This window comes from Bacillus sp. AFS018417 (genome assembly GCF_002560985.1).
GTDB lineage: Bacteria > Bacillota > Bacilli > Bacillales > Bacillaceae_G > Bacillus_A > Bacillus_A rhizoplanae.
Map to the genome: position 1 here is coordinate 1 of NZ_NTTM01000085.1, position 26,357 is coordinate 26,357.

General features: G+C 35.9%; 27 protein-coding genes and 1 pseudogene. 10 read left to right on the plus strand and 18 right to left on the minus strand.

All coding sequences use genetic code 11. The features are described from left to right. Nucleotides 1-716: 716 nt before the first annotated feature. The 3 genes from CN326_RS22795 to CN326_RS22805 form a co-directional block, all read right to left on the minus strand. Entirely contained in the window at nucleotides 717-1,268 is a 552-nt protein-coding gene (locus CN326_RS22795) for a dihydrofolate reductase family protein (protein ID WP_098311240.1), read from the minus strand. Nucleotides 1,269-2,027: 759 nt separating this feature from the next. Continuing rightward, nucleotides 2,028-2,576 (minus strand): DUF4352 domain-containing protein, encoded by a 549-nt coding sequence (locus CN326_RS22800; RefSeq protein ID WP_098311241.1) that lies wholly within the window; start codon nucleotides 2,574-2,576, stop codon nucleotides 2,028-2,030. Nucleotides 2,577-2,650: 74 nt separating this feature from the next. Continuing rightward, nucleotides 2,651-2,953, minus strand: a complete 303-nt coding sequence (locus CN326_RS22805; RefSeq protein WP_098311242.1) for a hypothetical protein — start codon at nucleotides 2,951-2,953, stop codon at nucleotides 2,651-2,653. 685 nt (nucleotides 2,954-3,638) lie between these two features. Between CN326_RS22805 and CN326_RS22810 the strand changes: the two genes are divergently transcribed. After that, nucleotides 3,639-4,868: a serine hydrolase domain-containing protein gene (locus tag CN326_RS22810; protein WP_098311243.1), complete on the plus strand. Its 1,230-nt coding sequence runs from the start codon at nucleotides 3,639-3,641 to the stop codon at nucleotides 4,866-4,868. Nucleotides 4,869-5,353: 485 nt separating this feature from the next. Here CN326_RS22810 and CN326_RS22815 read toward each other — a convergent pair whose 3' ends face one another. The 6 genes from CN326_RS22815 to CN326_RS22845 form a co-directional block, all read right to left on the minus strand. Continuing rightward, a complete protein-coding gene (locus CN326_RS22815; RefSeq protein ID WP_098311244.1) occupies nucleotides 5,354-5,608 on the minus strand; it encodes an AbrB/MazE/SpoVT family DNA-binding domain-containing protein in 255 nt (84 codons plus the stop codon). A gap of 178 nt (nucleotides 5,609-5,786) precedes the next feature. Next, nucleotides 5,787-6,026, minus strand: coding sequence for a hypothetical protein (locus CN326_RS22820; protein ID WP_098311245.1), 240 nt, complete (start codon nucleotides 6,024-6,026; stop codon nucleotides 5,787-5,789). Between the two features lie 550 nt (nucleotides 6,027-6,576). Continuing rightward, nucleotides 6,577-7,545 carry a DUF4822 domain-containing protein gene (locus CN326_RS22830; protein WP_098311246.1) on the minus strand — a complete coding sequence of 323 codons (969 nt, stop codon included), beginning with the start codon at nucleotides 7,543-7,545 and terminating at the stop codon, nucleotides 6,577-6,579. Between the two features lie 107 nt (nucleotides 7,546-7,652). Continuing rightward, the gene (locus CN326_RS22835; protein WP_098311247.1) at nucleotides 7,653-8,363 is read right to left on the minus strand and encodes an ankyrin repeat domain-containing protein; all 711 of its coding nucleotides are present in this window, start codon (nucleotides 8,361-8,363) and stop codon (nucleotides 7,653-7,655) included. Between the two features lie 117 nt (nucleotides 8,364-8,480). Further along, on the minus strand, nucleotides 8,481-8,942 hold the full coding sequence (locus tag CN326_RS22840) for a nucleoside deaminase (protein WP_098311248.1): 462 nt from the start codon (nucleotides 8,940-8,942) through the stop codon (nucleotides 8,481-8,483). A gap of 44 nt (nucleotides 8,943-8,986) precedes the next feature. Next, nucleotides 8,987-10,279: a purine/pyrimidine permease gene (locus CN326_RS22845; RefSeq protein WP_098311249.1), complete on the minus strand. Its 1,293-nt coding sequence runs from the start codon at nucleotides 10,277-10,279 to the stop codon at nucleotides 8,987-8,989. Between the two features lie 292 nt (nucleotides 10,280-10,571). On the opposite strand from CN326_RS22845, the gene CN326_RS22850 reads away from it, so the two are divergent. From CN326_RS22850 to CN326_RS25475, 6 genes are all read left to right on the plus strand, one after another. Then, nucleotides 10,572-11,471, plus strand: a complete 900-nt coding sequence (locus CN326_RS22850; RefSeq protein ID WP_098311250.1) for a LysR family transcriptional regulator — start codon at nucleotides 10,572-10,574, stop codon at nucleotides 11,469-11,471. Between the two features lie 462 nt (nucleotides 11,472-11,933). Continuing rightward, nucleotides 11,934-12,299, plus strand: a complete 366-nt coding sequence (locus tag CN326_RS22855) for a PH domain-containing protein (RefSeq protein ID WP_098311251.1) — start codon at nucleotides 11,934-11,936, stop codon at nucleotides 12,297-12,299. Between the two features lie 128 nt (nucleotides 12,300-12,427). Further along, a complete protein-coding gene (locus CN326_RS22860) occupies nucleotides 12,428-13,357 on the plus strand; it encodes an AAA family ATPase (RefSeq protein ID WP_098311252.1) in 930 nt (309 codons plus the stop codon). Next, the gene (locus CN326_RS22865; protein WP_098311253.1) at nucleotides 13,354-14,517 is read left to right on the plus strand and encodes a DUF58 domain-containing protein; all 1,164 of its coding nucleotides are present in this window, start codon (nucleotides 13,354-13,356) and stop codon (nucleotides 14,515-14,517) included. The genes CN326_RS22860 and CN326_RS22865 overlap by 4 nt, the downstream gene beginning before the upstream one ends. Next, nucleotides 14,492-15,577 carry a DUF4018 domain-containing protein gene (locus tag CN326_RS22870; RefSeq protein ID WP_098311254.1) on the plus strand — a complete coding sequence of 362 codons (1,086 nt, stop codon included), beginning with the start codon at nucleotides 14,492-14,494 and terminating at the stop codon, nucleotides 15,575-15,577. Before CN326_RS22865 ends, CN326_RS22870 begins: the two co-directional genes overlap by 26 nt. 120 nt (nucleotides 15,578-15,697) lie before the next feature. Next, a complete protein-coding gene (locus CN326_RS25475) occupies nucleotides 15,698-15,835 on the plus strand; it encodes an IDEAL domain-containing protein (protein WP_375337700.1) in 138 nt (45 codons plus the stop codon). A 176-nt stretch (nucleotides 15,836-16,011) separates the two neighbouring features. Here the strand turns inward: CN326_RS25475 and CN326_RS22880 are convergent, their stop codons facing one another. The 7 genes from CN326_RS22880 to CN326_RS22910 all read right to left on the minus strand — a co-directional run bounded on the left by CN326_RS22880 (nucleotide 16,012) and on the right by CN326_RS22910 (nucleotide 21,110). Then, nucleotides 16,012-17,139 carry an alkene reductase gene (locus CN326_RS22880; protein WP_098311256.1) on the minus strand — a complete coding sequence of 376 codons (1,128 nt, stop codon included), beginning with the start codon at nucleotides 17,137-17,139 and terminating at the stop codon, nucleotides 16,012-16,014. Between the two features lie 118 nt (nucleotides 17,140-17,257). Continuing rightward, entirely contained in the window at nucleotides 17,258-17,554 is a 297-nt protein-coding gene (locus tag CN326_RS22885) for a putative quinol monooxygenase (protein ID WP_098311257.1), read from the minus strand. 87 nt (nucleotides 17,555-17,641) lie between these two features. Beyond that, entirely contained in the window at nucleotides 17,642-18,271 is a 630-nt protein-coding gene (locus tag CN326_RS22890) for a nitroreductase family protein (protein ID WP_176524757.1), read from the minus strand. Between the two features lie 44 nt (nucleotides 18,272-18,315). Beyond that, entirely contained in the window at nucleotides 18,316-18,744 is a 429-nt protein-coding gene (locus CN326_RS22895; protein ID WP_098311259.1) for a MarR family winged helix-turn-helix transcriptional regulator, read from the minus strand. 415 nt (nucleotides 18,745-19,159) lie between these two features. Then, nucleotides 19,160-19,624, minus strand: a complete 465-nt coding sequence (locus tag CN326_RS22900; protein WP_098311260.1) for an NUDIX hydrolase — start codon at nucleotides 19,622-19,624, stop codon at nucleotides 19,160-19,162. A 77-nt stretch (nucleotides 19,625-19,701) separates the two neighbouring features. Beyond that, nucleotides 19,702-20,343, minus strand: coding sequence for an FMN-dependent NADH-azoreductase (locus CN326_RS22905; RefSeq protein WP_098311261.1), 642 nt, complete (start codon nucleotides 20,341-20,343; stop codon nucleotides 19,702-19,704). Between the two features lie 296 nt (nucleotides 20,344-20,639). Next, entirely contained in the window at nucleotides 20,640-21,110 is a 471-nt protein-coding gene (locus tag CN326_RS22910; protein WP_098311262.1) for a GNAT family N-acetyltransferase, read from the minus strand. 180 nt (nucleotides 21,111-21,290) lie between these two features. Between CN326_RS22910 and CN326_RS22915 the strand changes: the two are divergent. Further along, nucleotides 21,291-21,569, plus strand: a pseudogene (locus CN326_RS22915) (NUDIX domain-containing protein); the annotation flags it as partial. Between the two features lie 73 nt (nucleotides 21,570-21,642). Here CN326_RS22915 and CN326_RS22920 read toward each other — a convergent pair. After that, nucleotides 21,643-22,554 (minus strand): DMT family transporter, encoded by a 912-nt coding sequence (locus CN326_RS22920; RefSeq protein ID WP_098311264.1) that lies wholly within the window; start codon nucleotides 22,552-22,554, stop codon nucleotides 21,643-21,645. 126 nt (nucleotides 22,555-22,680) lie between these two features. Here CN326_RS22920 and pdxR point away from each other — a divergent pair, with 126 nt between their 5' ends. After that, nucleotides 22,681-24,126 (plus strand): MocR-like pyridoxine biosynthesis transcription factor PdxR, encoded by a 1,446-nt coding sequence (pdxR, locus tag CN326_RS22925; RefSeq protein ID WP_098311265.1) that lies wholly within the window; start codon nucleotides 22,681-22,683, stop codon nucleotides 24,124-24,126. 119 nt (nucleotides 24,127-24,245) lie between these two features. Here pdxR and CN326_RS22930 read toward each other — a convergent pair whose 3' ends face one another. Further along, nucleotides 24,246-25,049 (minus strand): VOC family protein, encoded by an 804-nt coding sequence (locus tag CN326_RS22930; RefSeq protein ID WP_098311266.1) that lies wholly within the window; start codon nucleotides 25,047-25,049, stop codon nucleotides 24,246-24,248. Nucleotides 25,050-25,397: 348 nt separating this feature from the next. On the opposite strand from CN326_RS22930, the gene CN326_RS22935 reads away from it, so the two are divergent. Beyond that, nucleotides 25,398-26,297 carry a sulfite exporter TauE/SafE family protein gene (locus CN326_RS22935; protein WP_098311267.1) on the plus strand — a complete coding sequence of 300 codons (900 nt, stop codon included), beginning with the start codon at nucleotides 25,398-25,400 and terminating at the stop codon, nucleotides 26,295-26,297. Nucleotides 26,298-26,357: the final 60 nt, after the last annotated feature.

Below are 26,357 nucleotides of genomic sequence, written 5' to 3' on the forward strand. Positions count from 1 at the left end.
CAAACCTCTCAAGAGAAGTCAGTCCAAAATCAAGTGAACCTCATTCATCAACTATTCGGTATTCCAGCATAAAAGCAGATTCCGTTAGGAATCTCTTTACTTCTTTATATCTTCAAAAAATGTTTGCACCAGAACCGTTTTTTCTATAATTATTCATTTCTGGTTTCAAAAAGTAAAACCTATAATGTTTATACGTAGGATAGTTAAAAAAACCGTGGGGTAATAGGAAACATTTCGTTTGAACTCCATAATAAAAATATATGTATAATCTCTAACGGTGAACGATTAGAATACAGTCTTAACAAAGTACATGGTATAAAAGAATTGGATTCAGCATATTGCATTGTAATTCCGAAAAATATCTATATTGTAGTTCCTAAACATTCTGGAATACATAGTGTAGATGAAAAAGAATATACGAACAACCTTCAACTGATTATAAAAGAAATACAGGGCGTTCAATCAAGATGATTAATACTAATGTGTAATGATAATAAAGTTGTTTAATTTCTACGCTATAAACACGCATAACACCGTCCGAACAATCGAACGATGTTTAGAATAATTGTTTAATTTTATTTATCCTTCTCTAATTTTTAAAAAATCAGCAACAATAAAGTTTTTTAATAAGTTAAGTATTCTTCCGCAATAGTGGAACAATTGATGAAATTTTATTTTTTAAAATTAATTTAAAAAAGTAGTTCTCCATGATAATTCTAAGTATAAATAATATTGTAAGTAGGTTTGATAACTCCATTAGAATACTGTTTCATGTCCACTAACTTTAATTTAAGACGTGGTTTTACGCTACCAAATAGAGAAATACCTTCACCGACTATAATTGGATTAACCTTTAATACTAATTGATCAATAAGTTTATGTTTAAACAACGACCCAGCCAATTCTCCACCTCCACACAACCAAATTTTACCGTTATATTGTTTTTTGAGGTTCTTAATAAACCCTATAGCATCTCCTTTAATAAGTTCAACTTCCTCGTTTGCCTCAAACTGTATGGAGTTTGAAAATATGTAATGTTTTATGCCCTTATATCCAGGTTCACCAGGTTTAGCACCGAATTGAAATCCAAACTCATATGTTTTCCCCCCCATCAACACGGCATCGTATTCCTGAATATCTGCTAAAAAGTCTGGGACATGATCCCCTTCAAATAAAAAGAGAGAATCATTAATATTTCCTTCTATCATACCTTGATCCGCAATAAAATTGTCCAGTGAAACCGCAACATGATAAATCAATTCAGCCATTCAGTCATTCCTCCAAGATAATGAATTGCCTAATTAATTCTATGAAACCAGCTTAATTTCCTTTATGTATTAATCAAACTGCTCAGTTAACTGAATAAACTTTATTTCGTTAATTGAATACCATCACTGACATTTTTAAATAACTTTATTATAAATGTAACGACTTCTTTGGAAATTCAACAATTTTATTGTCATTTTACAACTAACAGGGGAGCACTCCGTATCTATTAAGTTAAGGAATTAGTGTTTCCAAAAACGAAAAAAATGAGTTGAGTTCTCATAAATAACTGTAGAGATATAAAATTTTCATTTTGGGGTTATTTCAAAATCTTAGCTTGATAGCGATGGGGTATCGCCAGCATTTTGGAAAAAAACCACGCTAGTCAAAAAATACAAAAAACCGTCCATCAGGACGGCTTTACTTTTTACATAATTCTCGAAAGCGGAAGTAAATTATTTGTCAAAAAAGTTAACCGCTCGCTTGGAATTATCATTGTTTATTTTATATGCTTCAGCTTGAGCTTCATTTGTATTTTTTGCTACTGTAATTTGGGTTTTATCACTAACCCAAACAAAAAAAGTTTTTTTGGATCCATCTTTAAATAAAATCGTCATGTCAGAGTTAAACAGACTATAATTAGAAGTGGATATTATGTATACAATGATAAAAGAACGTATGTTTGTTTTCGGTTAGGGAACGTAGCCTTTTCGAATATATAATTCATATTAAAGAACACTTCCACCAAATTGTATTTAGACTTAGTTTTTTGGTGATTGCAGCTTATCAATTTTCCAGTGTGCTTCTAGAGGGTCTAAAGAGCTTTCAATATAAAACATATATTCATCTGCGGTACCTGGTACTTCAAAAGCTATTTTCAATTCTACCGTTTCATTTGGTTTAACTTGTATATCAGAAGGGTTTTGGTCAAGCACCTTTCCTTCATACGCCTTTCCGTCTTTTTCATCTTTTAAGGTATATTTTAATTCTGATAGTCCAATCATTTGACCTCGTACATTTTTTACAGAGACATTAACAACGACAGAATCGTTGCTATCATTTAAATATGCACTTTGAACGGTGGTCAAGTAATAGCCTCCCTTAGCACTCTCACCAACTAATAAAATACCTTGTTCCAAGCGGCTCATATCTTCTTCTTCAAAATTTATTAATTCTTCATTTTCATTTTTTGCGGTTGGTTCTTCTATTGAATCATTTTCAACTGCACTATCTTTTTTATCTTGTGTGCAAGCAGCCGTAACACTGACAAATACTAGACTTAAAGTAAGTAATATGGATAATTTCCTCATAAAATTTATCCGTCTCCTTAAATTTCTCGATTTTGTGCAACTATACATATTATAAAGCAATTCTATTTATAAGCTCATTTATTTTTTCCTCTGTCAATAAGCCATTTTAAGATTCCTATTATTAATATAAGGAGCGGTATTGCCTGAATAAAGAGAAATCCTCCCCAAAAATCAAGTTCAGTACTATCTGGAGAGTCTGTTGCCATCACACCTATAAAAAAAGCCACTGGAATTGTGAATAGATTTACCCCTAAACTGACCATTATGAATGTTAGATTTTTATCCTTAGTTTTTGGTGAATCAGACTTGAAGAATGAGAATATTGCAATGCCGATTATAAAAAACAGTATTACATAAAGCTCATTAAGATATCCCATAATATTCCTCCGTTATCCTAATTGTACCATCAGCAAGGACGTTTTTGTACAAATTTGGATGAATAAGATATTCATGTAAAGTTAACATAACGTCTCATTATCAGCAGTAACCAAATCCCCGAAAGCTATTTATACCAAGATTTTCCCAGATTTCCGTTCCCTCTGCTGTATGCAAGATTTCATACATTCCTGTCACAACAGCATTTGACAGTTCAAACCGTTCTTGTAGCTTGCATGAAATCCTGCATATCCTTATGCGTATAAAATCCGCGTTTTACCGTCAGTACCCCTTCTCCAACATACGAACTATACAAATTACAAAAATCCCTATCAAACTTTGAAAGTGCATCTCAATATCTATACACTAAAAACTGAAGACCTTAAACTTGTCTTGAATTGTCCCTCTCTAAAAACCGAAATTAAATTTTACATACATATTTGATCTTCCTAACAAAAGACAAGATGCCAGAAATTCCATGGGATAAGTTCCCTCTTTGTCCATTCCTTCTGTTTTAGGTTCGTCTAGGGATAAATTTATCTTAGGTTGATAGTGATGTATGGTGACCCCATATACATAAATACATTTTGTCGAAATTATTAAAAAGGGGAATTTTTCTATTTGAAGAACTAATAATTGTTTGCCAATATGTATTAGAAATCTCAATCTAAACTAAAGGAGAACAAAATGGGACAAAACAATAAAGGCTTTTCTGAAACAGGGTTGCGCAAAATGCGCAATGTACTGGCGCAGCATGTCGATTCTGGAAAGATTCCTGGGCTCGTCGCCTTAGTCAGCCGAAACGGCGAGACGCACGTCGAAGCGCTTGGAACAATGAGGCATGATGGTGGCGCACCAATGCGTCGGGACACGATCTTTCGATTGGCGTCCACTAGCAAGCCGATCGCAGTTTCACCGGTAATGGTTCTGCTCGACGAGTGCAAACTGCATTTGGACGACCCAGTAGACAAATGGCTGCCCGAACTCGCCGACCGGCAGGTGTTGAAACGGCCCGATGGTCCGCTGGAAGAGACCGTCCCAGCACGGCGTCCTATCACTGTACGAGACCTATTGACCTCCACATTCGGGCTCGGAGTGGATCTCACGTTGATGGGTTCTCCGATCATGAACGCGTTCTTCGAGAGTGGGATATTCGACACGCCAGGGCAGGATATGCCCGATCCAGATGAGTTTATGTGTCGCCTAGGTGCACTTCCGCTAAGCTACCAGCCCGGAGAGCGGTGGCAGTATCATATCAGTATTGAAGTGCTCGGCGTGCTTGTTGCCAGGGTCACGGGTCAGACATTCGAGTCGTTCCTGCGCGAACGCATCTTCGATCCACTGGGAATGAAGGACACTGGCTTCTACGTGCCTGAGCGCAAGATTGACCGGCTTCCACCTGCCTTCAACCCCGATCCGCAGACAGGTGAGTTCATCGTGTGGGATGAGGGTGCAGGCGGACGTTACAGCAAACCTCCAGCATTCCAAGCAGGCGGTGGTGGGCTGCTCGCAACCGTCGACGATTATCACGCGTATTTGCAAATGCTGTTGAACAAAGGGATGCACGGAACCAAACGGATCCTGTCCCGACCTGCAGTCCAGCTGATGACCACCAACCGTCTTACTCCTGAACAACAAGTATACCGAGACGATTTGGCCAAAAACAACGTCCATTTGTCGTTTGGACAAGGGATACAAGGCGGCTGGGGCTTTGGGATGGCGGTGCGTACCTATCTTGGAGACTACGCGTCTATCGGTCAGTTCGGCTGGGATGGCGGAACCGGCACTGCAGCTTACGCTGATCCAGACAAACAGTTTACTGGAATCCTGTTCACCCAGGTTGGGATGTCCACTCCGGACTCATCGCATCTTATCCAAGACTTCTGGACCACGGTCTACCAAGCAATCGAAGACTGAAACCGAACTTAGGTATTGTTTAAAGGAAAACGCCAAGATGGATGCATAATCATAGGCTTGGCGTATATTTTTTAATGTTATATTATAATATAATTATTTGTATATATAACCATCTATTTTGAGGATGATGCCCTCAGCTATCCGAGAAAAACTGCTTTTATTAATAGATATTAGGGGTCCTGCCACATGCCCATCAAGCTAAGAATTTAGGACTACCCCCAAACGATAATTCTGTACAAATTGCTCAATTTTATCGTTTGGGGGTAGTTTATTTGTGTTAAGTTGATGGCGATGTGGCGGTACCCCATGATTCACTCATAAGGAAATAGCATCCCAAAAGAGAAATAAGAGATAAATGTAGAATGTTATGTGATATTGTTTAATATATTAATTAATAAGGTACGTGAAATTATTATATTGATAGTAAAAAAGCTCCTTGTATGGCGGAGCCTTTAATTTCTCTATTTAACTTGGTATTGTTGCAACTATTTAACCAGGTACTCTGCACCTTCTGGACTTATTGTAATCTTTCCATTTGCTAATGACATATTACGCTCTGAAACCTCACCAGTTATCACACAAGCCCCACCAGCTTGATACTTCTGTAAAACAATTTTTTCTCCATCTACAAAGATCTCTAATGGTGATTTTTCTTTAATACCGAGCGTATCTCTCAGTTCTTTTGGGATAACTACACGCCCCAATTCATCTACTTTTCTAGTGATTCCCGTTGACTTCATTCAGCCTCTTTCCTCTTTTCATTATCTTATTTACCCTATGTTTTTCTTTTTATTGTAACAAGCTTTCTCCAAATATAAAAAGCATTATGATCCAAAACCAGCCAATCATCCTGAGTGTATTTTTGAATCCTCCCCACAATGAAATAGTTTCTTCTTTCATTCTTAACATCCTTTCTCCTTATTCTTTTGGTTCTCCAAACCATTCATACATTGCTTGACGACTAATAATCCATTCCTTACGCTTTCCTTCAGGGTGCAAAAAGTACTTAACTAAGCCTTCTTGTAACATGCGTTCTAGATCCTTCACTTGCTTCTCATTCATTACAGACGGGCTGTATTTATTCTTCAATGTCTCACGAGGAATCCTCCAATAAAAAGATGCTTCAGCTGGTGTCATGTATTTTTCGATTTCTTTCATGAGAGTCCTCCTTTGTTTGCTGTTTTCCTTCTATGTTACAATAAATGAAGAAGGAAATGGTCAGATTCCCTTCTTACTAGATCATTTATGTCATTGCCCTTTGTCTGCTGTTAAGCAAATGAAGGGTTTTTATTTTGCTTGTTTATTTTGACTATCTATCACTGCAAGACGTGTAGCTTTGAAATAAAGTTTGTTCAAAAATGCCTCGCAATCCCAAGTTTTACGATAAATAAAAAGAATCCATTTTGAAAAAAGATTGATCAAAATGGATTCTTCTCTTACAGATTTATGTTTAGTTTTTATAAAAAAGTTTGATCATTTCTACCTATGTTGTTCAACAATCGCGCCCGTTTGTTGAAGATCACTGAAGCTTCTATTAGCTAGTTAGTTTAAGCAGAAAGCTTCACACTCTTTTGTTCTATTCCCGTCATTTCACTTATTTCCTCACTGTTTAAATTCGACAAAAGAAATTCTAGTTATTTCTTCCCTTGTTAAAGGAAACAAGAAAGGAATGGAGAAATCTATTCCCTTCTTGTCTGCATACCAAGCCCTATTTAGTGAATTTTGGTTTAAAATCACCTTTATAAGGTTCATGTTCAACGAATATAGTTATGTCCTTGCCACCTACGTCTTTACCAGTTCTTTTATACGTAAATTTATTATTATTAAGTTCGGTAAGTTCAAGGGCAGCGCCATACTTATTATTTCCAATTGAAACATGGGCTCTTATCTTATTTCCGTGTACAACATCGAAGTAGCCATAATCACCGTGGCTTTTGCCTGTTTCAGCATTGAAAAACTCATATTTATTAGTCTTATCATTAAATTTTGCCAGACTTATAAAATTTGAATTATATTTTGTTACATCATTGCCGTTTTCATCTAATACCTTTGTTCCGTTCCAAAGGGTGCTACCTAAAATTTTATCTCCATCAACGTTTTTAACAATATCTCCTGTAGTAGTGTCCAACTGCTTGTCCGGATCAGTAAAAGACAGCTCTTTTTCTTTATATGGAACATGTTCAACGAATACCTCTACGTCGTTGCCATTAGCATCTTTTCCCATTCTTTTATAAGTAAAAACATCTTTATTTAGTTTTGTCATGTCAACAACAGCTTGGTAATTCATTGATTCTGAAATTAATATTCTCTTCTTCCCATCATTGGTGATAAAGAATGTTCCTTTATCGCCACGACTTTTACCTGTCATAGCATCAAAAAATTCATATCTTCCTGATTTCACATCATATTTCGCAAGACCAATGAAGTTTGCATTCTCTTTTGTTAAGTCATTATTATCTTTGTCATACACTCTTGTACCTTGCCAATCTGTGCTACTAAGAATGTTAGCCATTTCCTGACCTTTGGTTAACTTATTTTCCTTTTTAGTCTCTTTAACAGCTTGTTCTTGCTTCTGTTTACTATGATATTCTTGGGCGTTAGCACCAGCACTGCACCCTATTAAAACTAATGTGAATCCGAGTAGTATTGATGATATTGCTTTTGCTTTCTTGTTCATTTTTATCGTCTCCCCATTTTATGATTGTAGTGAATTTACATTATTGTCTATTATTTATAGTAGTAATACGGTTTCGCTTGTACTGATTGGAATCTTATACAATCCGGCTATTTTGCCCCTGCTTTTAACAAAATTTTTTCAATCTCTTTAAAGCCTTTCTCACGTGCATGTTGTAAAGGAGTCACCTTATTATTGTCTGGAATGTTCACATCCGCACCATGTTCAATCAGCAATTGCACCGTTTTCTGCTGCTTATCGTCTCCATCATTCAAAATAATCGCTTCTAATAAAGCTGTCCAACCAAGATTATTGACATGATTCACATCAATATCCGTATGGGTGAGAATTTCTTTTATTACATCCACATATCCATGTTCTGAGGCAGGGATTAAAGCTGTTCCTCCATACCGATTTGTAATCGCCGGGTCGGCCCCTGCTTCAATCGTAAGTTTTAGAATATCTATATATCCTTCTGCACCAGCATACAGGAAGGGATTGTTTTTCATATCATCCTTGATGTTCACATCCGCACCTGCCTTGATAAGTACTTTTGCGGTTTCTACATCATTGTTATATGTCGCAATCATAGTGGCAGTCCTTCCTTTTGAGTCCTGTGCGTTGATATTCGCACCTTTCTTAATGAGTTTGCTTATGGTGTCTGCCTCTCTATGTTCTGCTGCTTGAAGCAACTGTTTATTTAATCCTTCGCTCACGATTCCCTTCTCCTTTTCTTGTTTTTTCGGTTCTTCACTAATGTTAGAAATACAACCTTGAAGCAAGAGAATACATCCTATAAATGCCATCATCCGCTTCCACATAAAATATTCTCCTCTATTCTAATATTGTTTTTGCTCTGCTCTTTTTATCTGAGGAGTGAAATTTTTTATATTCTGCGGCTTTTTCTCTCGGAAAACACGTTCCGTTAAATATATAATTTATTTATTCTCTTCTTTCCAAAGAGCAAAAGGATTCTTTTCATGATGATTTTTATCGAGCTTTAATAATTTAATGTCTCGTTGTTCCTTTGGAAGAGCTATTTGCTGATAAACGTATTTTGTTCCTAATCCAATTTCTTCTTCCTCTTGTGCAGTATAGGAATAATAAACATGTTTAAGGTTCGCCCAGTAAATGGCACTTAAACACATCGGGCAGGGCTCTCCACTTGCGTATAGTATACAGTCGGAAAGATCAGATGTACCAAGAATGCGACAAGTCTGACGGATAGCTAGAAGTTCAGCATGCGCAGTGGGGTCGTGTGTTTTAAGAACATCATTTACTCCCTTTGCAACAATCTCACCATCTTTAACAATCACTGCACCAAATGGTTTTCCTTTTTTGTTTTTGGTATTGTCGTAAGCTAACTCGATTGCCAATTTCATGAATTCTTCGTGACTCATTTAAAAACACTCCTTTAAAAATTAAATATTAAATATGATTTTTTTCACTCATGTTTTTTTGTTTTCCATAGTTGTTCTAGCACAATTACGATGATCGTACCAACAATGAGACCATTGCTTAAAATATATTGGAGAATAGTAGGCAGATCATGAAATATTCCTTTAGGAAGAAACATTAATCCAATACCGATTAGCAATGTGATTCCTAATATAGTTAGTTGACGTTGATCTAATTCGTCTTTCAAAAGGGATTGAAACGAGATCCCAATCATTTGGACAAAGGATGCTAAACTTGCGGCACAAGCAATAGGGCCGGGAAGCATAGCTAAGAAGTTGACGATTGCCGGAACAAAGGCTATACCTGCTAAGGCTAAACTTGCTATTAGGAAAGGCATTATTCGTTTTTGCTCGGTTATTCGGATAAAACCCGCCGATACTGGCAATGGCACAATTCCAATTGTCGAAAAAAGAGCTGATATAACATGTGTAATACCGCCTGCCCAACTGGCGCGATTAATGGTTTGTTTTTCGAATTCTCCTGATTCTGGAACCACTTGTTTAACAGCCGTAACGGCCGCTATCGTATTAGAGACTAAAATAAACGTAAATACAATTGAGGTTATAACCATTCCAGCATTTAACTTCGGAGTCCCCCATGCAAAAATGTCTGGTAATTTAATGAAGGAAGCCGGTGTGGAAATCGTATTGGGGGTTTTTCCTAATAAGAAATATAGTAACCACCCAAATAAAATTCCTAACAGTACGGAGTAACTTTTCATCCATCCTTTTCCTTTAATTGATAGCACTATCACTAGAACAAATACGCCAAATGAAATCGCTACTATTTGATAATCTAGGTTGGACTGTCCTTGTATTCCGAGCATTCCCTCTAAAAAAACACCACTAAGTTGAAGACTCAGAATCAAAAGAAAAGAACCAGTAACTAAAGGAGTGAACAAAAACAGCAGCCGATTAACCAGGCCGGTTATGCCAAGAATAACTAGTAAAAATCCTGTAACCAGCAAACCACCTTCTAAAAGTTGTAATGTTTCTTTCGTACTTTCCCCCTGCTGAATCGCCATACCCGCTAAAATAACAAATACACTGACCCATGAACCTGCAGGTCCGTCAGCGATCGGATAGCGATGTCCGAGCCATCCTTGTATAAAAGAGCTAATGCCCACCACAAAAAAAGTTCGTTGCATCAAATCGGATATTTCCTCAGTCGATAAATGAAATACTCCCCCGATTACGATCGGTAATGCAACAGAAGTAGCCAGCAGGAAAAAGAACCATTGAAATATGCTTAAAGCGCCGTAAAAATGTTGTTTCTTCATATTGTTTCACCTTTATATTAAAATGTTTATTTTTTCCAAGTACCAATAGAAATTAGTTCTAATTGGCTTAAAAATAAAGATTTCCCGCAAGAAAAGCTTTTATTAACCTATCTCGATGTTCTAGCTAACATCTGCAAAATTTTTTTACTTAAAAATGCATCGCGGTTTAAAGCCGTTGCGGGAAATTTCTTTTCATCTAAAATTATGATATCTTAGAATGTAGTATATGAAAAATATAAAAAAAATTAATTTTACTTAAGTTTTTCATATAGGAAGGGAGTTTTTTCCACTGATGGATATTAGACAACTGCGATATTTCATAGCAATTGTAGAAGAAAGAAAAATTTCTGCTGCCGCTGAAAGACTTCATATCTCCCAGCCTCCGCTAAGCCAGCACCTGAAAACAATGGAAGATGAATTAGGAACGAAATTAATAGAGAGAACTGGGAAATTTTTAGAAGTGACGGAAGCAGGAAAAGCTTTATATAAGTATGCGTTACAAATGACTCAGTTAATGGAAGAAGCCAGAATGGAGGTAAAGGAAGTCGGAAACGGGGTAAGTGGAAGACTGACGATAGGTATCAATACTTTTTCGGTAGCCGGATTACCTGAGTTACTTCACCAATTTCACAAAAAATATCCTAAGGTTACATATAAAGTTCATCAAAATGAGTCATCTCATCTTTGTCAATTAGTGAGAGACAGGATTGTAGAGCTGGCGATTATACGATTACCGCTCGAGTTAGATGATTTTTCAGCTATCCATCTTTATAAAGAACCTTTTTACTTTATTACTTCAAATAAAAAGCAGTCTTTTAATCATCAAGTTATGCTTGCTGACATTCAAAACCACCCTCTGATATTACCGAGTACAGAAGGATTGGGAATTCATTATATGATCTTGGAAGCATTTTCAAAAGCTCAACTGCATCCGAACATTATTGCCGAGTGCTCTGACATCTCCCTTTTATTAGATTTAGTCGCTTGTAAATTTGGAGAAGCTATTGTTCCGGAAACCGTCATTAAACAATACAAAAACTACAATATCCAGGCTTTCAAAATTACAGATACAGAGCTATCTGCATCCACGGGCTTAATATGGCTGAAGAATCATTATCTATCAAAAACCGCTCAAAACTTTACAAAATTGTTAACGGGGTACCTCCAGCAAAACACGGATTTACAGTGTTAAGGATATTCCAGCATTCAAAATCCCAATCTCTCAGTGTCATAATTGAGAAATTGGGATTTATTTATTCAACTATATGGCCCGATTGTTGAATACAATGATTGGTATTTTTTAAACAACTTTATTATTTTTCAAATGACTTTATTGTCATTTAACAGTCACATATTAGTTATATGTAATATGTGACATCCTTTATTTTTGATAACTTTTTACGATTTAGGTCTTGATAACCATTTGTTGCTACTCAACAGTTCCTTAATCCGCCTTTCAGTTCAGATCTTCTTTTCACTTTTCACTATAAAAACGCCCCTTTAGATAAACAGATCCAAAGGGGCAAAACATCGCGACTTTGTTCAAAACATCGTGTCTTTTTTATAAACACCGTGACTTTATTTAAAAGACTACGGAAATTATCGAACTTTATTTAAATGATATAATCATTATATATAGAAAGAGGTGATTGTAATGCCAACATTACTAGATACAGTAAAAAACTTACTCCATGAAAACGAAACAATCCTTTTTTACGCACAATGTTCCTTATCATTATTTTTACATAGAGGACCATCAATGCCAGGGATACTACTGACAACAAATAAAAGATTACTGTTTGTATATAAAGAAAAAAACGAGCCTACTCCTGAGCGATATGAAGAATACTTTTATGAACAAATCGAAGAAGTAAAAGAGCATCCTCACTTTTTCAGCTCTCACATATCTATTTACTACAACGATGATTGGGTACGTTTTGAAAGAATATACGATCAAAATATAAGAAAACAACTTTGTTCAATCATACAACAGCAAATTGTAAGTAGCTCGTTAACATAGGGCTACTTATTTACTTTATCAGAACATGTACGCACATGCTTAAACATTGTACTATAGCGAAAAATGGTTTTAATTTTTAGAAAATTTTGTTAAAATCAAAAAAAGACTTATAAGAAAGGAAGAAACACATGATACATAAGTTAAAAGAAAATATCTCTTCCGTATTTGTCGGAAAAGAAAATGTAATTGACCTTCTCTTAGTTTCTTTATTAGCAGATGGGCACGTTTTATTAGAAGATGTCCCTGGAACAGGAAAAACTTTGTTGGCAAAAACGATTGCTAAAAGTATTGGCGGCCAATTTTCCCGCGTACAGTTCACTCCTGATGTACTGCCTAGTGATGTAACAGGTATTGAATACTTCAATCCAAAAACAAGTGAATTTGAACTGCGCCTTGGTCCTGTTATAACAAATTTATTATTAGCGGATGAAATTAACCGTGCTATGCCACGTACACAATCGAGCTTATTAGAAGCGATGGAAGAACGACAAGTGACACTCGAAAAACAATCCACACCTCTTCCAAAACCATTTTTCGTAATTGCAACGCAAAACCCAATCGAATCACAAGGAACATTTCCACTTCCAGATGCACAGCTTGACCGTTTTTTAATGACCATTTCGATTGGTTATCCTACTCCAGAAGAAGAGCTCCAAATGATGCGACGTTTTCGAAAAGATAAACCATTAAACGAGCTTCAGCCTGTCATCTCACTAGATGACATTATTCAAGTGCAAAAGAAAGTAAAAGATGTTTATGTATCAGAACCTTTAGAAGACTACATAATCAAACTTGCTAATGCAACTCGTAATCATGATTTTATCGCAAACGGAATTAGTCCACGCGGAACACTCGCTTTAGTAAGAAGTATTCAAGCTCTTTCCTTTTTAAGGAATCGAGAATTTTGTACACCAGAAGACGTGCAATTACTACTTCCTTACATTTGGAAACACCGCATTATTTTATCCATGGAAGGCGCTCTTCGTACGACAAAACAAGAGATTATAGAAGCGATTTTGAAAGAGGTTGATGTACCAGTGGAGATTGAACAAACATGAATGGGCAACGTCTCGTCTCCGTCCCATTATTATTTCAAAATCATACCATAAAATTAACAATTCCGATTGCACTGTTGTTCACATTTTTCTTACCGCAGCCATATATCGTATATCCGCTTCTGTTTTATTATATATTTTCTTTTTTTATTTATCGGTATATCACTTACATAGAGAAGCACTTTCAAATTATAAATAAGAAACAAACAACAAGATTGTTTCCTAAAGAGAACGGACAACTATCCATTATGTTACAAAATGAAGCAAAAGCACCGTTGGTGAATGGAAAATGTTTTTTTCATATACATCCATCACTCGATATTCATCCAAGCATAGGACTAGAACAAATATCAAAAAATCTCTTTTCTTTTCCATTTTCACAGCCTGCTCGTTCACAGCAAAAGTTAGATTTAACTTTCACAGCGACAAAACGAGGGGTTTTTCAGATCGAACAGTTTGAATGCATCATTGGTGATCCCTTTAACATCATTCAAGTACATTTACCAATTATGCATAAATTAAAAACAGAAATTATTGTCTATCCTACCCCGAAGCAAGTTGCAGGACTACAAGAAATACAGCAACTATTACTGGGCTCTTATAGAACAAATTTTTCTTTTTTTCATGATGAAACGTCAATTGTCGGAGTAAAACAGTATGAAAGAGAATCATTTCGTTCCATCCATTGGAAGGCATCCGCCAAAATGCAAAGTTTACAAGCCAAGAAATATGAAGCAGTAAAAAATTATAGCTGGACAATTTGCATATGCCTTGCCTCAGATCGAGGAATTGGATGGAAAGAAAATATAGAAGACTTGATTTCCTATGCAACATACATTTGTCAAATTGCAACAGAAAAGAAAATTCCCTTTGAATTATTTATTAGCATTTTAACAGAAGATGGGCCTATGCACTTGACGCTGAATGAAGGCTCTATGCATTATGCAAAAGCATTGGAAGAACTTGCACGTATTTCAGAAGATAGTACATTACTGCCGCGAGAGAGTTTTCTGCATTATATGATGCGAAAAAGAGTGAGGTCGTCTACACTATTTTTCCTTGGCTTCCCTAAACATACTATACCTTATACAACACAGCCAACATATATTGTTCACAATGAAGGAGTGGTGGAACAGCTTGAATACATGGCTACGGTACGTTAATGATTTTATTCTTCTCCTCCTTCTTTCTTTATTAACTGAAAAAGGAGAAGTTGTACACATTGTTTTGTTTCTTCTAGTCAGTCATATTTGCTTGCTGCCTATTATAAAAATTAGTAAAAAGAAAAAAACATGGTTTGTAGCACTATTCATTCTACAAGTCATGGTTTGCTATTCTTTGGCGTTATTTTCTACTATAAGTTCCGTATTATTACCGTTTTTCTTTTTTCTTGTGTACGCAAAAGATGATGTTTCACCCTTTCATAAATTATTAGGAGCCGTTCTATGGTCTTTTGGTTCCATTTTTCTCCATATGCAGCTTCCTTCCATATGGGAATTAGGATTACTCATTTTGCATACACTCCTAACATTATGGATGACAAGTTTTAATCGAAATCAACAAATAATGCGATTACTATCAGTTACAGCTATTGGGATTACTAGTTTTTTATTCATACCTTTCCTTTCTTACGTACGAACTGGCATCACTTATGTCATTCAATGGATTGCTTTAGGATTAGGATATATTTTAAACCCACTATTTCTAGCAGCTGAACTGAAGCAAACTGACCGTTCTTTAAATAGTAATTTGATGCAAGGTAATTCGCCGCCTCCACAGGTTCTAGGAAAAGAATATGATCCGTTCGTTTTACAATGTATTACAATTCTTATCATTGTAGTTGCTGCCATTTATGTGATTTGGAAACTATTTAAAAGGCGTCATGAAATCAACTTTGGGCGTATGTCTTCCTATGAACCTATCATTGTTGGTCTAGAACAACGAAATATACAAAAGCGAAACCGAAAGTTACGCCCACCAAACAATGCAATTCGTAAAGAAATATTTAATTTGGAAAAGAAACTAAAACCACCATTAAATCGGCTACGCGGTGAAACAGTTGAACAATGGATGGAAAGACTTCATAGAGAAGAAAAGATCTCCATTCAATTTGATGTGATTATCGATGCATATAACGCTACAAGGTATGCAAATCGTGATGATACTGAACTTCTCCAGAAATTTAAAAGAGAAGTTCATACATTATACAAATATCAAAAATGAGTGAAAGAAAAGAAAAAATAAGCTTAAATCTCAATACTAGCTAAAAACCTCGACTTCTCCTACTGGAGTCATCGAGGTTCTTAGTAGTATGATAAGGGTAATATAAAAGGTGCATCTAAAATAGCTGAAGAATTTTTAAAAGGTGTTTTAATTACACAGAAGAAGATGAATATTATGATGGAGATAGATCAAGCGTTAGATAAAAGAAATAAAACAGAGTTCATTCGTTTATCAAAGAAGTATAGAGAGCTTACATAAAAGTTGGATATTTTTAAAGTAAAAAAAAGATAATGAATAGCAAAACAATATTAATATACTAATAATAACGAGTAGCGTTTCATTCATTTTCGCTTTCCCCTATCATGCTATTCTCTTATATTTTTTGCTTACATAATAAAAGAAGAACACCTTATGTGCTCTTCTTTTATTATTATTCATATTAATGTAGCAAGATGCTGCTTTGCATCGTATTCCTCTAAACTTTCCCCATGTGTAACACGATGAACAAAATCCGGATTAGAAATCAATGGTCTACCAAATGCCGCTACATCAATTGTACCTTCTTGTAGTGCTTCTTCTGCCTCTTTTGGATTTAAATTCCCAACTCCTACAATTATACCATCCCAATATTTACGAACTAATTGATGTAAGTTTTTTCCGTCAGCTATAACTTGCGTATAATTCATTGTTGAAGGATGAATCATCGTTAATCCTACTTCACAGAACATCTCTACGAAAGTTTGAATTGCTGCTTCAGGATTTTCCCACATGTAGCTAGGGTTATCACCTTTAAATGCAGAAAAACGAATAAGCGTTTTATCTGCACCAATCGCACTTATAACGGCTTGCAATACTTCTTTCATAAATGTTAACCTTTGTTTTAAATCTCCACCATATTGATCATTTCGATGATTCGCAAATTCATAAGCAAATTGATCAATTAAATACCCATGTGCCCCATGAATTTCTACCCCATCGAAACCTGCTTCTATCGCATTCCTAGCAGCTTGTGCATACTGTTCGATAGTCTCTTGAATTTCTTCTATTGTCATCGCTTCTGGCGTATCAAAAGGCTTCCGAAAACGTGGGACATTTCCTTGTGCCGCAATAGCTGAAGGTGCTTGTGGTAAGAATCCACCTGTTAGTTCATGATGGCTCATACGTCCTACATGCCATATTTGCGCAATAATTGTTCCACCTTCTTCATGTACTGCATCTGTTACTGACTTCCAAGAATCAATTTGCTCCTCGGTATAAATACCTGGGACACCTGGATTCCCCTTCGCCCTTGGGCTAATTACTATTCCTTCTGTAATAATTAGACCAACACCATCTGCCGCACGTTTCCGGTAATACTCGGCTACATCAGCTCCAACTACCCCTGTCTCATCATTAGCAAAACAACGCGTCATCGGTGCCATTGCCACACGATTACGAAGAGACCAAGCTCCAATTTGAATCGGATCAAATAACTTTGTTTCTTCCACGTTTTGAAATGATCCCCAATTGTTTATATTCGTGCCTTCATAGATACTGGCTATTTTATTATTTGAATTTGTCATCTTTCTTCCCCCTTAATTAAAAATTCCACCTACATTTCATTGAAACGATGGAAACTGTCTATAACCGTATCATAATTTTTCACAAACTAGTGCGTCAATTTATACGCTCTCCTTGTTATTACCCTTGTAGTGGTTTTCCATCAAAAGCTTTTATATCTAATGGTGCAACTAAAAATTGATTTGCTTTGCTAACAAAAGAAGTGAAATGCTCACTCTTATTATGATTAGCAACTACTTCGGCATTTTCCCACACCTCTACCATTGTATAGACATTTTCTTTTTCGGTATCCTTGTACAAATCATAAGACATATTTCCACTTTCTTTTCTTGAACCACTGATTAGCGGCTGAATCTCATCTAAAAACGCTTCTTGTTTTACTGGATCCACATGAAATTTAGCATGGATAATAATCATGGTACTGTCTCCTCTCACTTTTCTACTTGTATTTGTATATGAAAAAAGTCAATCACGCAAATGATGAAACTTTGCAATCCTTTACAATTACTTCCACTGAGCAATTTTATCAATTGGAAGGCGAACTGATTTGTAGCCACTGTCAGCTGCTTTCCCAATTGAAATTAACATAACTGGCACATAACGCTCTTTATCTAAACCAAACGCTTCTGCAATTTTATCTTTTTCATATCCACCAATTGGACATGTATCGTATCCGTGAGCACGAGCTGTAAGCATAAGTTGCATCGCAACAAGACCACCATCAATTAAAACTGTGTCTTTCATTACTTCCGGCGAAACTGTTGAGAAATAAGCTGTAAGCTTCTCCATTTGACTTTCTTTGACTTCTGAAGGCATATATCCAAGTTCAACTGCTTTACCGTAAATTTCTTCGGCATTTTCAAAATTATTCAAATCACCAAAAACAGCTATCATTGCTGCCGATGTTTCTACTTGAAGTTGATTAAACTTAGCAAGTGGCGCAAGCTTTTCCTTTCCTTCAGCACTATCAATTACTAAGAAGCGCCATGGCTGCATATTTACAGAAGATGGTGCAAGCGTTGCTTCTGTAAGGATTTCTGTCATTTCTTCTTTACTAATTTTTACAGACGAATCGTACTTTCGAATAGAACGACGACCTGTCATAATTTCTGTAAAATTATTTGTCTTTTGTATGTTAATCATAGATGAATTCTCCCTTTTTCTGTCTAATGGTTACATTAGACTTCTTTTATATTTTTTTGAATGCGATTTAACATATTTAGAAGTTCATCGCGTTCTTCTTCGTTAAAATCCTTTAACACAGAAGTGGCAAATCGCTCTTTTTCCTCTTGAAAGGAGTGAATTTTATTCCGACCAGCATCCGTTAAACTAACAAGGGTTATTCGATTATCATTCGGATTTTTACGTCTTGTAATCATTTCGTTAGCTTCAAGTTGCTTTAAATGCCGAGTAATTGCTGCATTGTCAATATTGATTTCTTTTTGAAGTGCTTTTTGACTTATTTCATCTACTAGATAAAGTTGATGTAAAAGTTCAAGTCTAGACTGGCTAATCCCCGTACAACCTTCGAATTTCGAACTAATGTCCTTATTGAGGAAATGTAATTTATATAAAATAATCGCTTCCTTTGAACATGAATCGCTCAAATTACCACCCCTTTTTTAGACTACTCAAAAAGTTGACATATCAATAATTGATACGTCAATAATTGATATGTCAATTAATATACATGAATTTCATTTGAAAAGCAATAATTTTGTTTTTATCCTCTTTTTAATGGGCAGTTATCCCTTCTACGACTCAAAATTATATTTACTATTCCCTTTGCTCACCAAAATTATTATTCAACTATATTTCCATATGTACAGCTTAGAGTCGGATGTCTTTTATGCTAGACAAAACAATAATATACTCTTCTTATTCTCCTGACCTATACCCAATTTTTAAAAGATAGGATTTCACAAAAATAGACTGCCCCAAAAGGCACATACGTACCTTTTGAGGCAGTCTATTTTTATTTGAAATTATACATAACCTGAACGGTACAGAGCCGCCTTTCTTTTAATTTGTCACAATATGTTCTACACACTGCGGTAAATGATCTAGCTTTGTTTTTAAAAAGGCAGGTTGCGTATTAAAATGATGGATCTCCTCTAGTGGAACCCATTGAAACTCAAATTCTCGTCCGCCATCTTCTCTTATAAAAGAACCTGTTTTTGGAATAACACAATCTTCTAAATGCGTTTCATAGTAAAAACCTATTTCATGAAACGCATGATTATCATAAGTAAAAAACTTCTCAACAATCCATATTAATCGTTTTACATTTGCATCCACTTCTAACTCTTCTTTCATCTCTCGTTTAAGAGCAGACTCACTACTTTCAAGCATTTGAACTCGTCCTCCAGGTAGACACCAAAAGTTATCTCCCTTCCCCCGATGAAGAAGAACCTTTCCATTCTCTATACATACAGCTGCTACACGATAATTAAAACGTTTCCCATCCTCTGTAAAAACAATATCCATCCCGATTCCCCCCACACTTATCTGATAAATAAAAACCCACAAATTCCATTATAAGAAATTTGTGGGTTTTTTTCTAATTATTCAAAAAAGCCTTTTGCAACTTCTCTCGCGTGTGCCATTGCTTTTTCTTTAATGCTCTCTGCCTCATCCGGCATTTGATTCATACCTTCTACAATAATAGATTGTACATCTTCAATTCCAACAAAGCTCATAATCGCCCGAAGATAACGATCTCCAAACTCCTTTTCTATTGCTGGTCCTTCTGAATAAATACCACCGCGTGCTTGAATATGAACGGCCCTTTTACCAGATAACAAACCAACAGGACCTTCTTCTGTATACTTAAATGTTTTTCCTGCCATACAAATTGTATCAATGTATGCTTTCATAAGCGGTGGAAAGCTAAAATTCCACATCGGTGTTACAAATATATATTTATCTGCTTCTACAAACTGATCTGTTAATTTATTAATTGCAGCGATCTTACTTTGCTCTTCTGCAGAAAGATTTTCAAACGCTGTCCCTTTTTGTAGCTTTCCCCATCCATTAAGTACATCTGCATCAATATATGGAATATTGGTTTTGTACAAATCAAGATCAATAATTTCATGATCCGGAGCCTCGTGACGATATGCTTCTAAAAAAGCTTGTCCAACTGAAAGTCCATATGATTGATCAGTTGGTTTCGGATTCGCGGTAATGTATAGAACTTTACTCAATTGCTATCCTTCCTTTCGAAATATAAATTCAACCCTCCTTATATTGCCTTTTATCTTAATTTTTATTAAAAATTTTGTATCTGTTCGAAAGAATCCTCTTTAACTTATCATGACACATACCGCAAAGTGCGATTATTTACTGCAAATTCGACTTCAAACTACATTGGTATTATGTTTTGCAAGTACTATCATAAACAACATTTTACTAAAAACACCTCTCGAGAAAAAACAAAAGTATATATTTTATAATAAAAAAGCAGCATAACAATTTTATATCGTTTTGCTGCTTACATCATTTATAAATGTTTTATAAATAACACTCGACTTCCACCTTGTCCATCATAATTTGTATGTACAGATATCCCCTCTATTTCACTATCTCCTTTTTCAATATTAAACCCTACATCACGATGAAATTGAATGGACTTTTGATTAACAGGAGATGTTACTGCTTTTACAACATGACGACCATGGGACCGAACGGCAGCAAAAAAGGAGGAATACAGTGCTGACGCAATCCCTTGTCTTCTATATTTTGGATTCACACCGATGAAATGAACGTATGCTTCATCTTCAAAAGTTTGTGAAAAAAAGCCACATAAAAACCCTGCAATTTCATTATCCTTTTCAATAATAAAACTCGTTTCTTGAAAATGAACAAAAAAAAGCTGTGGCAGCATGTCTGCCATCTGTCTCCCGCCCCACCAATCATTAATAACAGAATGAATTGTAATATAATCCTCAGGCCTAATTTTTCTAATATGCATATGTCATGTCCTCTCACTTCTCATTTATATGTATGTTATTAGCCATTGAAGTTCACTTTCCTTTATCATTTTTCGGAATTTCGTATCATCATATGAGATAATACAATAAAAATAAATGAAATTAGGATACACTTTTTCGATTCACCTCGCCACCTTTACGTACATTTAGAGGTGGGAGTCCTCTCAAAAGGTATGATAGAAAATAACGAAACAAAAGAAGCATGCTTACATCGTGAATTATTAGAGGAATTAGGCTGGGAAATTGAGGTACACCACTATATCGGAAATGCTGAGCGCTACTTTTATGCAGAAAAAGAAAATGTATACTATCTAAATGATGGCCATTTTTACATATGTAGTAAAGTACGAGAACATCATGTTCCTATTGAAGATGATCACATCTTACATTGGATATCTTCTTCTGAAGCACAGCAGTTGCTTGTTCACGATCACCAGTAATGGGCCGTGAAGCAAGCAATCTTATTATGTAAACAAAAATGACCACTCCTCTTAGGACGTGGTCATTTTCATACTAACTTACCTTTTTTAAATTGAGCGCTGGCTTTTTCACTGTTCCTTTTTTCACAACGTATAACCCAGCAAAAATAACAAACCCACCAAACAATTGCATGATGTTCACCTGTTCGCCTATCGTTACAGCTGCAAATATAACCGCGAATAATGGAACAAGATACATATACACCATTACTTTTGTTGAACCAATTTTACTAATCCCAACGTACCACATTGCAAGTCCAAAAATCGTTGCAAATACAATAGAATATCCTAACGACCCCCAACTTAGCATATCACTCGGCCATGTTAAGGAGTCTACATTCATAATGCAGTATAAAACAAGCGGAACAATTCCTAATAACGTTGACCAAGCGGTTACTCGCATCGCAGAATATTTCGTAATAAGCGGCTGAGCAAGAATTGGATACCAGCCCCATGCAATCGACGCAACCAATCCAATTATATTTCCAAGCCATGCGTATTCATATGTAGACTGATTCGTATGCCCTGTCAATAGCACAAGCGCTGCCCCGCCAAAAGAAAGCATAGATCCGATTTGTATTTTCAGAGAAAAACGTTCTTGTTTATGCAATACAGCTAAAATCCCAGTAAAGATTGGAGACATTGCAATTAATAATGAAGCATTCGTCGCAGAGGTATATTTTACTGAAAGCATAAACAGCGTTTGATATAAAGTTGTCCCTACAATACCAACCACCAAAAGTCTCAGCCAGTCTTTCCTCTCTATACGTAATGAACGTTCCATAATAAAAGTAATAAGTAGTAATATTGGTGATGCAATTAAAAAGCGCATACTATTAAATTGAATGGATGACATATATGTCACTCCGTATTTTCCTATCGTATAGTTTGCTCCCCATACTAAAGCAACTAACATCAGGAGCCATTCCATTTGCCTTCGTTTCATCCAAATCTCCCCTTCCCTCATTTAGCATAGTAAAATTGGCCCAATGCAACACCATCCAATTGGCTGTTTTTTCACCCAGCCAATTTGCTATAATGGTGATAATGAAGGAACAAGGAGACGTTACAAATGAAATGGAAGTTAGATTTAGATAGTAAAATCCCGATCTATCAACAAGTTGTTGATTATATTGAAAGGCGTATTATGTACGGAGAGCTTCCACCAGGAAGTTTTCTCCCTTCAGAGCGCAAGCTAGCAGAGCAGCTTCAAGTAAATCGAAGTACAATTACAACGGCCTATAATGAACTACGTGCAATGGGAATTGTTGAAAGTACAACTGGAAAAGGCACAAGGGTCAGTACACAGATGTGGGGTGTATCGCCGAAATTCGCACCGAATTGGAGCGGTTTTGTGGAAGGTGGGACATTTTTGCCTAACTTACCACTCCTTCGCTACATTCGTGAGCAAGTGCAGCAAAATGAAAATATCATTGATTTTGCAAACGGTGAACTTGGATGTGATTTGTTTCCTCATCAGCAATTACAAGCAATTTTACGCGAACAACCGTTAACACAATCATTAAGCTATGATCATCCACAAGGCTACCTTCCTTTACGAAAAATTGTAGCTAAATATATGAAGGAGCATTTACAAATTGATGCAACTGAACAATCGATTATGATTACTTCCGGTGCGCAGCAAGCACTGCACCTTATTGTGCAATGTTTATTAAATCCAGGCGATGCAGTCGCATTTGAAAGTCCGTCGCATTGCTATTCCTTGCCCCTTTTCCAATCGGCTGGCATTCGTATTTTTCCATTACCTGTTGATGAACATGGCATTCATCCAGACGATGTATACGAACTTTATCGAAAGCACCGGATTAAAATGATTTTCTTAAATCCCAATTATCAAAATCCAACAGGGACACTCCTTCATCCCAAAAGAAGGGAAACACTTCTATCTTTATGTGCCGATTTACGAATTCCAATTGTTGAAGATGACCCTTCTAGCTTATTAACATTAGAAAATAAAGAACAAACATGTTCAACTTTAAAATCAATTGATACAAACGGAACAGTCATTTATGTTCATTCTCTGTCTAAAATGATAGCACCAGGATTACGAATCGGCTGGCTCGTTGCTCCGCAGTCTGTTGTTGAACGATTATCAGATGCACGGCATCAAATGGAATTAGGTTTAAGTATTTTTCCGCAATGGCTTATACAACAATTTTTTGAAACAGTTCCATTTGAAACACATTTACAACAGTTACGCTATGAACTATTACAAAAAAGAAATATATTAGCAGACGCACTGCGATGCTCACTTCAGAAAGAACTCTCATTTTCTATACCAACAGGCGGAATTTACATATGGGGAAAATTAAAACAACCTATTCAAGAGAAACAACTTATTATGCAAAGTTTAAAACAACAAGTGGCCTTTATGCCCGGCAGTATTTTTGGTGCAAAAGATGATTATATTCGTCTATCATATGGAAAAGTAAATATAAATTATATTACTGAAGGGATCTTTCGACTTCAAAAAGCAATCAACTTTTGTTATTCGTAAAGGCTTCCAACATTACGATTGGAAGCCTTTCGATTTATACCAAAATTTTGTTTGGACAATTGCCGGCCAATTTGTATGCTCTGCTAATTGCTTTATTACTTCGTTCACCTTGATTCCTCTTAAAATATGTACATACCATTCGATATCTGATATACACTCGTATTCTCCTTGTCTCCTTGAAACTCTACAGCAAATGGTACCTCCCCGCAGTTCTGTAATTGATTCTGAACTACTCCATTCCCTATTGGTTCACAAAGTTGAATTGTTATTTTCCCAAGAGAAAAACTTCGAAATACAGCATTCCACTCCTTATCTATTTTTGGCGTACTCATTTCTATTTGCAATAACTCTTTCCATAGTTTGCTTGTTTCATTTACATTATTAACAGCATAGAATAACTTTTTCATTCCAGTTACATTATTGTCATGAAATGAAATCACTCCTTTTTTCTGTAAATCTGCTCTTCTTTTTTCATCCGATTCACCCCACTCAATAAAAAACGGTAATCTAGGTTCATCAGCTTCCTGTTCAATAAATAGCATTTTCCAGCTTAATAGAGTTCCATCATCTCTTAAACGTTTTCCCTCCAGCGGACCATTTATATGAAATCCCTTTTCAGAGAATTTCTTAGCAAGTTCTTCTATATGTTCTGTACGCAGTGCAACTTGAAGCATCCCTTCCCCCATTTGCAACTTACGAACAGTTTGCTGAATGAGAGGGTTCTCTGCTCTGTTTGCAGCTTCTTTGTTCTGAACTGCTAAAAACTCAATATATGCCAAATCAAAATAACATAAGCTATTATATGTTCCCCAATTCGTATGCTCTCCTCCTTGAACTGTATGAAATCCGAGTATCTTCATTTGTTTTATTGCTTCAGCTGGAGAGCATTGAATTACGTGAACAAGATGATCAAACTGTAACATCTCCTCACCATCCTTACCTTTATCTTTTTTAGTGTATTACTTTTCGTTTATTTCTGGCAATTCAAAATTTTATTTAAAACATAGTTGATTTATATGATTAATATGTATTATAATAAAAAAAATTAGAATATGATAAAGCTGATTGGAAAACCAAAGGCTCTTTTCTCACTAGAGAAAGGAGCCTTTTTTATTTTATCCCGCTACTTTTGGGCAGCAAGACCCCACCTTAAGATTTTGAGAAGACAAAAGAGATAGATGGGAGATTATTGCCCGTAAGAGCCCGATTGATTCAATTAACCATCAGTCCTTGATGGTAATTTCACTTTATTATAAACGGGGGTATTAAACATGCAAAAATTAATTGTCTTTGCTATCATTGGTTTTTTTGCTCAACTCATTGATGGAGCTTTGGGAATGGCTTATGGGGTAACATCTTCCTCATTACTACTCATGTTTGGAATTGCACCGGCGGTCGCTTCAGCATCTGTTCATTTAGCCGAAGTTGTTACAACTGCCGCATCTGGTATTTCACATATCCGCTTTGGAAATGTCGATAAATATACCGTTTCAAGACTGACATTACCGGGTGCAATTGGCGCTTTTGTAGGTGCTTGCTTTTTAAGTAACTTACCAGGAAATTTAATTAAACCATATATTTCAGTATTTTTATTCGTATTAGGTGTATATATCTTATTAAGATTTATTTTACAAAAACAAGTTGTTCAAACAAATAATAAACGCCTGTCTGGTAAGCAATTAATCCCACTTGGCCTTTTTGCAGGTTTTGTAGATTCAACAGGCGGTGGCGGTTGGGGCCCAATTACTACTCCTGTTTTACTTGCACGCGGTAATGAAGCAAGAAAAGTTGTCGGTTCTGTAGATACGAGTGAATTTCCTGTTTCATTAGCTGCCACACTTGGATTTTTCATTTCTCTTGGATGGGAACAAGTCAGTTGGTTTTGGGTGTTTGCTCTTATGCTTGGTGGTATCATTGCAGCACCAATTGCTGCGTGGCTAGTACGAATTGTTCCTTCTCATTTACTTGGAGTTCTTGTCGGAGGACTCATTATTTTCACCAATATCCGTACGCTATTAACAACTTTTAAAGTAAATCAAAGCGTAATTTTTCTTGCTTATATTGTGACAGGTCTTGTCGTTACAATTGCACTGATTATTACGACTCGTAATCAATCACAACAGACAAACAAAAAAATTGTATATAACAAACAAAAACAAGTTTCCCCATAAAGGGAAGCTTGTTTTCTTTTAGTCTCCTCTTCTACAATATATTTTGTCGAAATTTATTTG

Excerpts from the sequence above, each read along its gene's own strand:
- CN326_RS22795 (WP_098311240.1), bottom strand. The coding sequence starts at position 1,268 with ATGGCTGAATTGATTTATCATGTTGCGGTTTCACTGGACAATTTTATT.
- CN326_RS22800 (WP_098311241.1), bottom strand. The coding sequence starts at position 2,576 with ATGAGGAAATTATCCATATTACTTACTTTAAGTCTAGTATTTGTCAGT.
- CN326_RS22805 (WP_098311242.1), bottom strand. The coding sequence starts at position 2,953 with ATGGGATATCTTAATGAGCTTTATGTAATACTGTTTTTTATAATCGGC.
- CN326_RS22810 (WP_098311243.1), top strand. The coding sequence starts at position 3,639 with ATGGGACAAAACAATAAAGGCTTTTCTGAAACAGGGTTGCGCAAAATG.
- CN326_RS22815 (WP_098311244.1), bottom strand. The coding sequence starts at position 5,608 with ATGAAGTCAACGGGAATCACTAGAAAAGTAGATGAATTGGGGCGTGTA.
- CN326_RS22820 (WP_098311245.1), bottom strand. The coding sequence starts at position 6,026 with ATGAAAGAAATCGAAAAATACATGACACCAGCTGAAGCATCTTTTTAT.
- CN326_RS22830 (WP_098311246.1), bottom strand. The coding sequence starts at position 7,545 with ATGAACAAGAAAGCAAAAGCAATATCATCAATACTACTCGGATTCACA.
- CN326_RS22835 (WP_098311247.1), bottom strand. The coding sequence starts at position 8,363 with ATGTGGAAGCGGATGATGGCATTTATAGGATGTATTCTCTTGCTTCAA.
- CN326_RS22840 (WP_098311248.1), bottom strand. The coding sequence starts at position 8,942 with ATGAGTCACGAAGAATTCATGAAATTGGCAATCGAGTTAGCTTACGAC.
- CN326_RS22845 (WP_098311249.1), bottom strand. The coding sequence starts at position 10,279 with ATGAAGAAACAACATTTTTACGGCGCTTTAAGCATATTTCAATGGTTC.
- CN326_RS22850 (WP_098311250.1), top strand. The coding sequence starts at position 10,572 with ATGGATATTAGACAACTGCGATATTTCATAGCAATTGTAGAAGAAAGA.
- CN326_RS22855 (WP_098311251.1), top strand. The coding sequence starts at position 11,934 with ATGCCAACATTACTAGATACAGTAAAAAACTTACTCCATGAAAACGAA.
- CN326_RS22860 (WP_098311252.1), top strand. The coding sequence starts at position 12,428 with ATGATACATAAGTTAAAAGAAAATATCTCTTCCGTATTTGTCGGAAAA.
- CN326_RS22865 (WP_098311253.1), top strand. The coding sequence starts at position 13,354 with ATGAATGGGCAACGTCTCGTCTCCGTCCCATTATTATTTCAAAATCAT.
- CN326_RS22880 (WP_098311256.1), bottom strand. The coding sequence starts at position 17,139 with ATGACAAATTCAAATAATAAAATAGCCAGTATCTATGAAGGCACGAAT.
- CN326_RS22885 (WP_098311257.1), bottom strand. The coding sequence starts at position 17,554 with ATGATTATTATCCATGCTAAATTTCATGTGGATCCAGTAAAACAAGAA.
- CN326_RS22900 (WP_098311260.1), bottom strand. The coding sequence starts at position 19,624 with ATGGATATTGTTTTTACAGAGGATGGGAAACGTTTTAATTATCGTGTA.
- CN326_RS22910 (WP_098311262.1), bottom strand. The coding sequence starts at position 21,110 with ATGCATATTAGAAAAATTAGGCCTGAGGATTATATTACAATTCATTCT.
- CN326_RS22920 (WP_098311264.1), bottom strand. The coding sequence starts at position 22,554 with ATGAAACGAAGGCAAATGGAATGGCTCCTGATGTTAGTTGCTTTAGTA.
- pdxR (WP_098311265.1), top strand. The coding sequence starts at position 22,681 with ATGAAATGGAAGTTAGATTTAGATAGTAAAATCCCGATCTATCAACAA.
- CN326_RS22930 (WP_098311266.1), bottom strand. The coding sequence starts at position 25,049 with ATGTTACAGTTTGATCATCTTGTTCACGTAATTCAATGCTCTCCAGCT.
- CN326_RS22935 (WP_098311267.1), top strand. The coding sequence starts at position 25,398 with ATGCAAAAATTAATTGTCTTTGCTATCATTGGTTTTTTTGCTCAACTC.